Raw genomic sequence first — 11,631 nt, 5'->3', positions numbered from 1 at the left:
TTTTTAAGATTTATTGGAGTTTTTATGTATTTTTCATCTTTTGTAACCACCCTACAGCATACCGGTAAAGTGACGATGCGGTTATTACAACAAACAGATATGCCAACTGTTTGCGATTGGCTTAAGCAACCGTATGCGCACTTTTGGGGGATGCAGCAGCAAACCGAGCAACAAATAACTAAAGCGTATCAAGATATTTTTGTTACGCCTCATCATCAGGCATACGTGATCGAGCAAAATAATAACCTATTGGCTTTAGTTGAGCTTTATAGCCCTGAGCACGAAAGCTTAATGAAAGCGGCGTACGAGGTTGAACCTAATGATGTGGGTATGCATATTTTATTAGCGCCTAACACGGCACCTAAGCGCCATTTTAGTTTTGAAATGATGCAGTGCGTGCTGCAAAGTATTTTTGCTCAAAACAGTGCCGCCCGTGTTGTGGTTGAGCCCGACATTGCTAATAGTAAAATTCATACGTTAAATAAGCGTTTGGGATTTGTGCACACCCAGCAAATTCAACTAGGCGAAAAAGCCGCTTATTTAGGCTTTTGTGACAAAGCAGCCTTTGATAGGCACAGCCAGTTATTTACTGATTCGTTAGCGCCTTTGCAAACTGACTACGTGATACAGCCACATTGGCAATGGGCAAACCGGCATTTACAAGCTAAAGCACTCACCGAGCTAGTGCACGAGCGTTTATTGGCTGCAGAGACAACAAAGCAAGGCTTTAAAGTAAACGTTGAAGGCGGTTATTTTATTTTTAATGGCCGTGCTATGGCACTGAATCATATAGATATAGACGAGCCAAGCCTATGCTTTTACAACCTTAACGAAGAGCTGCAGCCGCTAGATGTGTTGCACTTTTTTAGTATGCAAGGGCCTGCGCTAGGTTTAACGGGTAAGCGCCTTGCCACCTACCTTGAAGAGCTAAATGCTACTTTAGCCAGTGCGTGCTTTAAACGTGAAAATAACACTTTAACAGCGGCGCAGTTAGCTAATTTAGGGCTGCAAAAAATAGAAGCCGCAATGAGCGAAGGTCACCCTGCCTTTGTTGCTAATAATGGCCGCATTGGTTTTAGTAAAGCTGACTTTTTACGTTATGCGCCAGAAGTAGGCAAACCGTTTAAAGTACTGTGGTTAGCAGCGCATAAAACGGTATGCGACTTTGCCCATAGTGAATACTTTGCCGATTACCCAAGCCATATAAGTGATGAACTAGATTTAACCACCCGAGATACGTTCAACAAAGCGCTAAAAGCTCAAAACCTAAACCCCGATGATTACTTACTCATTCCTGCTCACCCTTGGCAGTACCAACACAAATTGAGTGTGGTATTTGCAAATGAGTTGGCAAATCAGCGATTAGTGTATTTAGGTGAAGGTGACGATTTATATCAAGCGCAACAATCAATTCGGACCTTATATAATTGCTCGCACCCGCATAAGCCGTATTTAAAAGTGGCGTTGTCGATTTTAAATATGGGATTTATGCGTGGCCTATCGCGTGCTTACATGGCGGTGACTCCTGCCATTAACGATTGGGTATTTGCTAAGGTTAGCCAAGATCAACAACTCGCAGGCGCTAATTTTACAGCGCTTAGAGAATACGCCACCTTAGGTTATGCCCATCATACGTTTGAGCAAAGCGCGCTAGGTGATACACCCTATCGTAAAATGTTTGCCTGCTTATGGCGAGAAAACCCAAACCATAATTTAAATAGCGATGAACAACTGACCACTATGGCAGCATTATTACACTTAGATAACAATGGCCAAAGTTTAGTGGGCGAATGGATAGCACAAAGTGGTTTGAGCACGCAGCAGTGGTTACATGCGTACTTTAATGCTTATTTAATTCCGCTAGTACATTGTTTTTACGCGCATAAATTAGTGTTTATGCCTCACGGCGAAAACCTCATTTTAAAGCTTAAAAACTCGGTGCCTGTGGGCGCATATATGAAAGACATCGGTGAAGAGGTTGCCTTACTTAATAGCACTGAAGTATTGCCTGCAGGGGTTGAACGTATTCATGTTTCTATGCCTAAAGAGCTTGAGCTGTTAAGTATATTTACCGATGTATTTGACTGCTTCTTTAGATACTTAGTAGCAATTTTAGTGCGAGAAGAGCGTATTACAGAGCATGACTTTTGGCAGTGTGTTACGCAAAGTGTTAAAGCGTATCAACATGCTAACCCTGCTTTAAATGAGCGATTTAAAGAGTATGACTTTTTTAGTGATGAGTTTGCACACTCTTGTTTAAACCGCTTACAGTTAGGTAATAATGAGCAAATGGTTGATTTAACGGATCCGGCAGGTAGTTTGCAGTTTGCTGGTAACTTAAACAACCCCGTATCGGCAAAGCTGTATGGCTAAACCGATTACCCTTGCGCAGTTTTTATATTGCCAACAACCCGTGCAACGAACTTTTAAACCGAGCTTATTATTAGTGCGCGCTTTAACAGTTCGTTGTAAGGCGCAGTACCCTACTGCGCCTAAGCAATTTATTAGTCGGCATTTGTATTTACAGCTTTGCTGGCAAGCTATTTACGCTTATTGCTATTGGTTTGCTTGCAAGCAAAGTACGGCTGATCCCATTAACATGCCGTTAGCGGTAAATGGCGCTTATTGTCGTGGGTTTAACCTGAATAATGGCGTGTTAGTAAGTAAAACTGAGCAAACCAAAGCGTTTACTCATTTTATAAGCCAAGTTGGTGAATGGGTAAATACCGACTATGCACTTGGTAAAAAAGAACAAGCTCGGTTATTACTCGATTCATTAAGTAGCGCCATTGAGCGAGCTCATAGCTTAGACCTTGCTACTACTTTACATATCAACAATTGCCATCGTCAGCTGCACACCCTTATTTGTGAACACTTTAATCTTGATACGCCATTTACTGAAAAACCCCAGCGTTTAACCTGTTGCCGCTATTATTTAGCCGGTTATAGCAAATGCCAAACCTGCCCTAAAAAGGATATTAAAACCAATGAACCAACGTCTTAAAACGATTGATCTTGCGCGTGGTGCGAGCGTTTTTATTATGATTATTGTGCATACCTTATGGATGTATGCCTCCACGACGCTTCAAAGTGAAAGCGCATTTGGTACGGTTGTGCATATACTTGGCAAAGGCACCGCCTCGTTTTTGGTGGCAATGGGGCTATCTATGGCGCTTTCGCGCAGGCAAACACCTTTGCTATTAATTAAGCGTGGCATACAGCTTTTACTGCTTGCCTATTTAATGAATGTGGCCAAGTTTTGGCTACCTATTGAAGTATTTAATACCATGCCTGAGGCATTTATAAATGCTTATGGCTGGCAAAGTCCGCTCAGTGCTGGGCAGTTACAATTTATGGTGTTAACAGGTGATATTTTACAACTGGCTGGAATTAGCTTATTGCTGTTTGGGGCACTTAATATTGCCCGTTGGAAAACAACATGGATTGCGGTTTTAGCCATTGCAATTGCAGTTATGAGCCAGTTTGTAAGGGGGCAGCAATTTACGCTTTCACCTTATATCAGTGATTTGTTTTTTGCTAATAACTATCAGGTGTATTTTCCGGTATTTCCTTGGATAAGTGCGATATTAACGGGATATGTACTTGGTCGTTTATACCTTAGTAACCAACAAAATGCCGATTACTTATATAAAGTATGTGCACAACTTGGTGCTGCTTTACTGGTTATTGGCGGCATATGGTTAGCCATTGATTTTAAAGGACAGTTTGGCAACTTTTTCCATTTAAATGGCGGCGGTATTAGCTATTTAATTGGCTTAAATTTATGTGCACTAGCGGCTATACAGTTTATTTTTGCTGATAAATATAATGGCCCTATTACACGTGCTCTTTTATATGCCAGTAAACATGTAACCGCGCTCTATGTTATTCAATGGGTACTTATTTGCTGGTTTATGGGGGCGCTTGGTTATCATACCCTCAGCCTTTGGCCGACACTATGTATGATGGTACTGATGACTTTACTGACTTTTGCTGTGCACAAGGTTTATTTAAAAAGCAAACAAAGCCTCACAGACATTACGCAAAAAGCTAAACGTACAGCTTAAGCTGTAAAGGGGCTTTACGGGCGCTGATTAAGGTGCCCTAGCCTGCTTTTATTGCGTCAATAACGCAATGCATACGCTTTGCTAACGGCCTATTTCGGTGATGGCACACATAAATATTTTCGCTAATTGGTTTGGTTAAATGATGCGTTTTAATAAGCGCAGGTTTATTAAAAGCACTTACTGCGTGTGCGGGTAAAACCGTAAAACCCAGCCCTAAACTTACCGGCTCCAGTATTAAACTTATTTGGTTAGAAAACCCCGTTTGCTTAATTTGATCAACATGTTCAAATTCACTGTAGTTTTCGCTAAGTAAAAGCTGCGCATGATGTTTTGCATCGGGGTGGCCAATAAAGCCAAGCTCACATAAAACCTCCCACGTTGGGTTTTCTATATGTGCGGGCGTTACTAATAATAGGGATTCTTTACCAATTTTGTGGCTGGTAACTTCACTAAGGGTAGGCGCTTGAGTTAAAAAGCCAATATCGGCACTATGATTGGCCACCGCTTGTTCAACATTGGTATTTGGAGCAAAGCGGTAATCTATAATTAGCTTCTTGTGCTCTACTTGCAGTGCTAATAGTTGATTGTAAAACTTTAGCCCGCAACTGCCTGGCGACTGTATTTTTACTAAACCGCTGTAAGGTGAATCATCTTTTAATTGCTGCTCTAAAAACTGCCATTCTTTTAATAATAAGCTGCCTTGCTGATACAAGTTTTGCCCATGTACGGTAAGCGTAAATTGTTTACCGTGGCGCTCAAGCAAGGCGCAATCTACTTGCTGCTCTAACTTTTTTATATGTTGGCTTACGCCTGACTGGGTCATATAAAGGCGCTCGGCGGTTTGGGTAAAATGGTTTACCTCAACTAAAGTACAAAACGTGTTTAACCATGTAGGATTTATCATTACAAAATATACTCAAAATGATGATTAATGATAATTTTACTTAATGTTGGTCAATTCGTAAACTAACTCCATCAACTAAACATAGTTAAGTAGGAGTATTTATTATGAGTCATACATATCCACGTAGTTTTTCGCACATTGGTATTTCAGTACCGGATGTTGAAAAAGCCGTAGAGTTTTACACTAAGGTGATGGGCTGGTACACCATAATGGAGCCTACCGTGATCACTGAAGATAACAGCCCAATTGGCGAAATGTGTACCGATGTATTTGGTCCAAATTGGGAAAAATTCAAAATAGCGCATCTTTCAACAGGCGACCGTATTGGTGTCGAAATTTTCGAATTTAAAGACCAAGAAAACCCTAAAGACAACTTTGAATACTGGAAAACCGGTATCTTCCACTTCTGTGTACAAGACCCAGATGTAGAAGGGTTAGCGGATCGTATTGTTGCTGCAGGTGGTAAAAAGCGTATGCCAGAGCCACGTTACTACTACCCTGGCGAAAAGCCGTACCGCATGATCTACATGGAAGACCCGTTTGGTAACATCCTTGAGATTTACAGCCACAGTTACGAGCTTATATACAGCGCTGGTGCTTATTAAAAGCATTTAGCTTAAAGTATTTAGTAAAAACAAAGGCCGCAGTATTTATTACTGCGGCTTTTTGTGCCTAAAAAGAATACATTGCCTAGGTGAATTAGTGCTGATAACGTGATAAAACAAAACTACTTATAACTCCATGTTTTAAATTAAGGACAATAATGAACATTTCATTGGAAGATGTCACCTCTGCTAATTACGAAGAGGTATGCGATTTAGACGTTACCAAAGCGCAACAAGATTACGTAGCGAGTAATATGTGGTCGTTAGTTGAGTCTCATTATAATGTTGGGCATACCTGTAAAGCTATTTACCAAAATAATAAGCCTGTAGGCTTTTTTATGTGGGTGCAAGAAACCCCTACAAAAGTTTCTATTTGGCGTTTTATGGTAGATGAACATCATCAAAATAAAGGTATTGGCCGCCAAGCACTATTCATGGCAATTGCAGAGATTAAAACGACCTCTAAGCTTGAACAAATCGAGATTTGTTATAACCCGCAAAACCCTGTAGCTAAGGATTTTTATTCTAGTTTTGGGTTTGAAGAAGTTGGCCTAGATGAAGACGAAGAAGATATGTTAGCCATTATTAATATAAAAAGTTAACCCAATTTTGTTTAGCGCGTTGCTTATTGCCATAAAAATTAGTGCTTAGTAAGGTGTGGAGGATGTTGCAGTGCTAATTTTTTTAGCTGTGTAATGCATGAAAGCACTAAGTCATGATATTCATCATCGCTATACAATATCTCGTTTAGCAGATTAATAGATTGTATGAGTGCATTGTGCGCAGCACTTTGTTCGTCTAAAAAGTGAAGTGTGGAATAAAGGCGCTCTGTAAGTGAGGTAATTTGTATGATTTGCTGTTTATTCGCACAGTTATACATTTGAGCTAATAAGGACGCACTTTCAAGTGCACACCCCAAATACGGCAATGCTTGTGCAAATTTGTATCGTTTAAACAGCGCTTCGCCACTTAGCTGCGCATTTTGAATATCTATAATTGCTTGCTCTGGTTGACATAAAACATGTTGTTTGTGTCGAGCACATAAAAAAGGTAATGCCATGTTACGTTCCATATCTGTTTATTTTTTAAGACTGTAAAACAGAAACTCCAAAACATCAAATGATAATTGTTTTTATTTGTATTTGTAGGTTTAAAGCAGTTTGTTGTGTATACTAACTTCATTGTTTTGATTCTTATTTTTATAAAAACCGATATGAAAAACCCATTTTTAGCACTTGTTTTACTCAGTGGATTATCAGGCTGCAGTATAAACACAGTATCAGTATCTCAAAGTTCATCCTTGTATAATTACGGGCTTTATAATGCAAATGGCCAGCGAGTTAATTCAATATTGTCAGAATCCACGCTTTTGAATGCCGATGTTGTTTTAGTCGGTGAATGGCATACACACCCCGGTGTGCACTTATTTCAGGCTGAGCTGTTTCAGCAATTAAGCACGCAAAATAAGCCTATTGCTCTATCGCTTGAGCAATTTAGTCGCGCTGATCAGCAAACACTAAACCTATACCTTGAGAGTAAAATTGGCGAACAATACTTAATTGATAACACTAAGGCTTGGCCTAATTATAAGAGCGATTATCGTGCGTTAGTGGAATTGGCGAAGATACAAAATAGCGATGTAATAGCTGCAAATGCGCCTAAACACATTGTTACCTGTATTGGTCGCCAAGGTATTAATTATATTAATAAACTCGACCCACAACAGCGTAGTTTTATTGCAAAAGAGATAGATACTTCTCCAAGCCTTTATAAAGAACGCTTTATGCAATCCATGCATCATGGAACGGCGAGTAAAAACGAAAAACTTTACGCCGCGCAAGTTACTTGGGACGAAACCATGGCTGAGTCTATCGTTAACTATATTAGTCAAAATAAGGGCAAGCAGGTTATACATTTAGCCGGTGATTTTCATGTGAGAAATGGTGAAGGCATAGCGCGGGTAATTAAGCGAATTGCCCCAGAGCTTAATGTTGTATGGGTTTCGCCAGTATCAAAAGTACAATCTGAGCAAAGTGGTTATCAATTAGAAGTTAACGCTTTGCCTGCTCGCTATGTGCAAAAAGCACATCAACAAGCTGCATTTAAAGCTTTAGCCAAACGAGGGGAGAAAACACAGTGCCAATAATAGGTTGGTACTGTGTTTGTGTAATACACTTTTTAATATTTACTTAAGCGTAAATGTGCCTTTCATCATGGCGTAATGGCCAGGAAAAGAGCAAAAGAAAGTGTAATCGGTTCCGGCGGTTAAGCCGCTGGTTTTAAAAGTAACTTCGGTTGTTTTACCGCCGCCAATAATGTCTGTAGCACCAATCACGCGACTATCATTAGGCTTTATGTAGTGGTTGCTAAGCCCTGCAGCGTTGCCATCTGTGATGATACCTTGCATGTTTTGCTCAGTAGATAGCACCCAGTTATGGCCCATTACATTAGCAGGTAATTTACCGGTGTGACTAAGTTGAACGGTCACTTGCTTACAGCTTTTAGGGGCGCTTAGTGTTTTAGTTGAAAACTGCATCATATCGTTTGCATCTATATTTAGTGTGCATTCGTCTGCATATGCTGTATTGGCACTCAGTAGCAGTGTAGTGCTTAGTAAGGCTATTAATTTTTTCATACTGTCTCCGCTAGTTGATTTGAGCTGTTTCGAGCTTGGTTTGTTAAGGCTACAAGTGCTTTTCGCACGGCTAATGGGCTATCGCACTCGTTCGCAAAATTAATAAAGTAATTACGCTTGTGGCTTTGTATATAAAAGCCTGTGGGTAGTAGGCCGCTCATTATTGGAGTGTTATCGGCTACGTTATAGTGCTGCATTAATATCAGCGACATAGCATCTTGATGATCTTCATTCATATGAGTGATCATGCTTTGCTGCTGGCTTTCATCCCACTTTTTAGGCTGAGCTTGCCACTCGTTTTGCTCAAGCCAAAATATTTTTCCAAAACCGCCAATATAACGCACCCGTACTACATCTAATTGCCAAAGCTGAAAATCATGCGCATTGCGATAGCTTGCAGCCTCAGGGTACAAAGCTATATATTTATCAAGTAGCACTTCGCTTTGCTCTTTTGCCACAATAGAGCCATCACCTACGAGTGTTACTCGCCCATGTTCGTTTTGATCGCCATAATCGGCGGCATCAAAAATAGTCAGACTCATGCGTGAGTCCTGTTTTAAATTTTTGGTATGCTGAGCTATGTCACTAATAAAAAAGTAGATGCGACCTTGTTCGTCACACATATAAGGTGTAACAGAGCCAAACGGATAGCCGCGTAAATTATTTGAAATGGTCGACATTACGCCGGCATGGGTTTTAAAAACGAGCGTACGTGCGTCGTTTAATGCTTGCTCTCTCATGAAAACTCCTGACGTTGAGAAAAAACCATGGGCGCATCGTTATAAGGATGAGGGTTAACGTGCAATTTCATGGCGTACATTTGTTGTAAGTTTTGTGCTGTTAAAACGGTATTTATAGACCCGCTTTGCAGCACTTTTTGGTTGTGTAATAAAATAGCGTTGGTTGCATAAAGGCTTGCTAAATTAAGATCGTGTATAGCAATAATGGCGCTGTTTCCTTGCTCTACAAAGGTTCTAACACAGCTAAGTAAAGTATGTTGATGACGCATATCTAGCGCTGATGTTGGCTCATCGAGCAACATTAATTTAGGCTCAGTTTGCGCAGTAAAAGCATCTAACTGGGCTAATGTGCGTGCCATATGAACACGTTGTTGTTCACCGCCCGAAAGCGCACTCATTCGACGTGTTAGGTAATGGGTTAAATCCATAATTGAGGCATATTTTTGAACTTTATTGGCTTGTGTTTTAAGAGACTCTGTATAGGGATAGCGACCCATAGCAATGAGTTCAAATACACTAAAATCAAAGCCAACATGGTTACTTTGCATCATTACAGCGCGCTTGCTAGCTAATTGCTCTTTAGAAAATGAATGCAAAGGTTTGGTATTAAATAGTATATCTCCCTCAAAGGGATGCATGCCTGCCAAAGTATGCAGTAAGGTCGATTTACCTGCGCCATTTTCGCCTATCAGTGCGACAAGTTGTCCTGCTTGGATATTGCCGCTAATACCCTCTAAAACACGATGGGTGTTAAAGCCTATATTGAGGTTGTTAAACGTGATCATGACCAATCTCGCTTATTTTTAATGATCAAATATATAAATAGTGGAGCGCCAAGTAACGCCGTTATAATGCCAATTGGCAGCTCCGCAGGCATAACAACCAAGCGTGCCAACCAATCTGAAAGTAGCAACACAATCACACCTAAAAGCATACAAAGTGGCAGCATATTCCGTAAATGTGGCCCAACCATGAGGCGTGCGATATGAGGGACAACTAAACCAACAAAGCCAATTAAACCTGTTAGCGCAACTACCGCACCTACGCCCAATGCCACTAATATAATGACGTATAATTTAAGCTTGCTGGTATCTACCCCTAAGTATTGAGCTTGTGATTCACCAATAAGAAGTAAATTCATTGGCTCTTTTAATCGCCATAGCCCGATAAGGCTCAGTAAAAGCAAAGGACTCGCTTGTTTTATATTATCCCAACTCGCACCGCCTAATGAGCCCATGGTCCAATAGTTAATTAACCGCAGTGCGCTGTCATCAGCATAAAAACTTAATAACCCAATAACAGCAAATGCCAATGCATTAATAGCGACACCGACTAATATAAGCGTATTTATATTAATTTGTTTTTGTTGTTTTGAGACTAAATATACCAGCGACGTTACTGATAGTGCGCCCAAAAATGAGGCATAAGGTAAGTAGTGTTGGGCGTTAAAATTAAATTGTGCACTAAGGGCGATAAAAGCAACCGCGACCATTGCAGCGCCTGCGCTTATACCAATAATAGAGGGATCAGCAAGCGGGTTACGACACAGCGCTTGGGTTGCAGCTCCTGTTTGTGCAAGTACTAAACCCACCATCACTGCAAGGACAAAACGAGGCAGGCGTATTTGTGTAACCACATTGATTTGTAGCGCATCAAATTGACTAAAATGTTCAGGAGCTAGCCATGCAATAGCTAAACGCCAATCCCATCCTGCGGCTCCATAGCCTATGCTAAGTAATGTTAAAGCAAAAATACAGCCATAACTTAATAGCATCCACTTATGCGGATTACTCAGTGTTATGGCGTTAAAACGATTCAAAGTTAACGTGCTCATAAGCGTGTTTTATACTCATGCAATGCTTGAATCGCAGTTGCAATACGCGGCGACATGCCCAGTGAAAGTAAGCTGTCCATGACCAGTAACTGACACTCTTGCGCTGCTTTTAATAAACGAAGTGTAGGCTGTTTACAAAAGGCTTGTTTCCCACCAAGGCTTTGCACAACATGCGCTGGCGCCACTAAAAAATCGGGCTGACTTACTGCCAGTACTTCACTGTTAATTGCTTTAAAGCCTGTATGCGTAGCAGCTATATTGGTAATGCCTGCATAGTTAAACAGTAAGTTGGGCACCGTTTCTTGTCCTGCTGCGACGAGCCCACGCTCATTAGCTGAAAGTAAAAACAAAGCGTTGTGGGTCTGTGTTTTTGCTTTAGTAGGTAACGATTTTTTTATTTTAGTAATTAGGTTTTGAGCTTTTAGGTTTGCATCTAAATCACTACCAAGGTGCTTAATTAGCTCAAGTAGTTCATTTACAGATGTCGGCTTTTTATAGTGAATAACCTTCACTCCGGTCGCTTCTATTTGCTTGAGCGCCTGCTCTCTTCCTGCACCTTCAAGTGCAAGTAACGTAGTTGGGCGCATTGAAAGCACTCCCTCAGCGGCTAGGTCTCGATAGTAACCTACCTGTGGCAACTGTGTTGCTTGTTGCGGATACATACTTGATTGGTCAACCGCGACTAAACTATTTTGTTTTTCTAGTGCGTAGATTATTTCAGTTAATGTGCCGCCAGCACTGATCACACGCTCTTTCGCGAGTGCTGATTGAGTGGCTAAAGCCAGAAAAAAAATTAGGTACTTCATAACAAACTCCGATTTTATTTTTTAGTATTATAACCACTTT

Annotated in this window: 13 protein-coding genes; 6 read left to right on the top strand and 7 right to left on the bottom strand. The window is 40.7% G+C overall.

The window, feature by feature from the left end; all coding sequences use genetic code 11:
• The first annotated feature begins 24 nt into the window (after nt 1–24).
• Genes FLM47_RS16995 through FLM47_RS16985 form a run of 3 tightly spaced genes read left to right on the top strand, consistent with a single transcriptional unit; the run spans nt 25 to nt 4,067 of the window.
• Nucleotides 25–2,373: a GNAT family N-acetyltransferase gene (locus FLM47_RS16995; RefSeq protein ID WP_178957060.1), complete on the top strand. Its 2,349-nt coding sequence runs from the start codon at nt 25–27 to the stop codon at nt 2,371–2,373.
• Nucleotides 2,366–3,004, top strand: coding sequence for a hypothetical protein (locus FLM47_RS16990; protein WP_178957059.1), 639 nt, complete (start codon nt 2,366–2,368; stop codon nt 3,002–3,004). The genes FLM47_RS16995 and FLM47_RS16990 overlap by 8 nt, the downstream gene beginning before the upstream one ends.
• Nucleotides 2,988–4,067 (top strand): heparan-alpha-glucosaminide N-acetyltransferase domain-containing protein, encoded by a 1,080-nt coding sequence (locus FLM47_RS16985; protein WP_178957058.1) that lies wholly within the window; start codon nt 2,988–2,990, stop codon nt 4,065–4,067. Before FLM47_RS16990 ends, FLM47_RS16985 begins: the two co-directional genes overlap by 17 nt.
• Nucleotides 4,068–4,104: 37 nt before the next feature.
• On the opposite strand, the gene FLM47_RS16980 is transcribed toward FLM47_RS16985, so the two are convergent.
• Complete coding sequence (locus tag FLM47_RS16980) at nt 4,105–4,971, bottom strand: LysR family transcriptional regulator (RefSeq protein ID WP_178957057.1); 867 nt, start codon at nt 4,969–4,971, stop codon at nt 4,105–4,107.
• Nucleotides 4,972–5,075: 104 nt separating this feature from the next.
• On the opposite strand from FLM47_RS16980, the gene FLM47_RS16975 reads away from it, so the two are divergent.
• Together FLM47_RS16975 and FLM47_RS16970 are read left to right on the top strand one after the other, a co-directional pair.
• Nucleotides 5,076–5,576: a lactoylglutathione lyase family protein gene (locus FLM47_RS16975; protein ID WP_008130525.1), complete on the top strand. Its 501-nt coding sequence runs from the start codon at nt 5,076–5,078 to the stop codon at nt 5,574–5,576.
• Nucleotides 5,577–5,734: 158 nt separating this feature from the next.
• Nucleotides 5,735–6,178 carry an N-acetyltransferase gene (locus tag FLM47_RS16970; RefSeq protein WP_178957056.1) on the top strand — a complete coding sequence of 148 codons (444 nt, stop codon included), beginning with the start codon at nt 5,735–5,737 and terminating at the stop codon, nt 6,176–6,178.
• A 38-nt stretch (nt 6,179–6,216) separates the two neighbouring features.
• On the opposite strand, the gene FLM47_RS16965 is transcribed toward FLM47_RS16970, so the two are convergent.
• Nucleotides 6,217–6,636: a hypothetical protein gene (locus FLM47_RS16965; RefSeq protein ID WP_178957055.1), complete on the bottom strand. Its 420-nt coding sequence runs from the start codon at nt 6,634–6,636 to the stop codon at nt 6,217–6,219.
• A 153-nt stretch (nt 6,637–6,789) separates the two neighbouring features.
• On the opposite strand from FLM47_RS16965, the gene FLM47_RS16960 reads away from it, so the two are divergent.
• Nucleotides 6,790–7,722 carry a ChaN family lipoprotein gene (locus FLM47_RS16960; RefSeq protein ID WP_178957054.1) on the top strand — a complete coding sequence of 311 codons (933 nt, stop codon included), beginning with the start codon at nt 6,790–6,792 and terminating at the stop codon, nt 7,720–7,722.
• 39 nt (nt 7,723–7,761) lie between these two features.
• Here the strand turns inward: FLM47_RS16960 and azu are convergent, their stop codons facing one another.
• The 5 genes from azu to FLM47_RS16935 are packed head-to-tail and all read right to left on the bottom strand — an operon-like array spanning nt 7,762 to nt 11,591.
• Nucleotides 7,762–8,211 carry an azurin gene (azu, locus tag FLM47_RS16955; RefSeq protein ID WP_054201529.1) on the bottom strand — a complete coding sequence of 150 codons (450 nt, stop codon included), beginning with the start codon at nt 8,209–8,211 and terminating at the stop codon, nt 7,762–7,764.
• Nucleotides 8,208–8,951, bottom strand: a complete 744-nt coding sequence (locus tag FLM47_RS16950; RefSeq protein ID WP_090495265.1) for a HugZ family protein — start codon at nt 8,949–8,951, stop codon at nt 8,208–8,210. Before FLM47_RS16950 ends, azu begins: the two co-directional genes overlap by 4 nt.
• Nucleotides 8,948–9,736, bottom strand: coding sequence for a heme ABC transporter ATP-binding protein (locus tag FLM47_RS16945; RefSeq protein WP_178957053.1), 789 nt, complete (start codon nt 9,734–9,736; stop codon nt 8,948–8,950). Before FLM47_RS16945 ends, FLM47_RS16950 begins: the two co-directional genes overlap by 4 nt.
• Nucleotides 9,733–10,785: an iron ABC transporter permease gene (locus tag FLM47_RS16940; RefSeq protein ID WP_010388750.1), complete on the bottom strand. Its 1,053-nt coding sequence runs from the start codon at nt 10,783–10,785 to the stop codon at nt 9,733–9,735. The genes FLM47_RS16945 and FLM47_RS16940 overlap by 4 nt, the downstream gene beginning before the upstream one ends.
• Entirely contained in the window at nt 10,782–11,591 is an 810-nt protein-coding gene (locus tag FLM47_RS16935) for a hemin ABC transporter substrate-binding protein (protein WP_138595385.1), read from the bottom strand. Before FLM47_RS16935 ends, FLM47_RS16940 begins: the two co-directional genes overlap by 4 nt.
• Between the last annotated feature and the right edge of the window lie 40 nt (nt 11,592–11,631).

The sequence above is a fragment of the Pseudoalteromonas sp. Scap06 genome, assembly GCF_013394165.1.
In the GTDB taxonomy this organism is placed as follows: Bacteria; Pseudomonadota; Gammaproteobacteria; order Enterobacterales; family Alteromonadaceae; genus Pseudoalteromonas.
Note: the sequence above shows the minus strand (reverse complement) of the source record. Positions and strands in the feature narration are given on the sequence as shown.